The organism is Pseudomonas peli (genome assembly GCF_050563605.1).
Classification (GTDB): domain Bacteria; phylum Pseudomonadota; class Gammaproteobacteria; order Pseudomonadales; family Pseudomonadaceae; genus Aquipseudomonas; species Aquipseudomonas peli_A.
The window spans coordinates 1-243 of the sequence record NZ_JBNXUH010000468.1 but is presented as its reverse complement, the minus strand read 5'-3'; the positions used below and the strand labels follow the sequence as shown (position 1 = coordinate 243).

The following is a 243-nucleotide window of genomic DNA, read 5'->3' as shown; positions in this document are numbered from 1 at the left end:
GTGTTCAAGGATGTCTGCCCGATGGTCGCCGAGCTGATTGCCGCGCACCTGGCGGAGAACCTGTCTCTTATACACATCTCGAGCCCACGAGACGGACTGTGGGCGAGTGGGAGGGAGGCTAAGATGTGCATGAGGGACAGTCGTGGAGCGTCGTCGGCAGCGGCGGATGTGTATAGGAGCCAGCGGTTCTGGGGGGTCTCCCCGATGGTCGACGAGCTGATGGCCGCGGACCTGGCGGGGAAC

The 243-nt window shown here is 63.8% G+C and carries 1 protein-coding gene; it reads left to right on the top strand.

What is annotated here, in order from left to right; translation table 11 throughout:
* Positions 1 to 21: 21 nt before the first annotated feature.
* A partial coding sequence (locus ACQ4LH_RS22270; protein WP_430699038.1) for a hypothetical protein occupies positions 22 to 243 on the top strand: 222 nt, incomplete at its 3' end.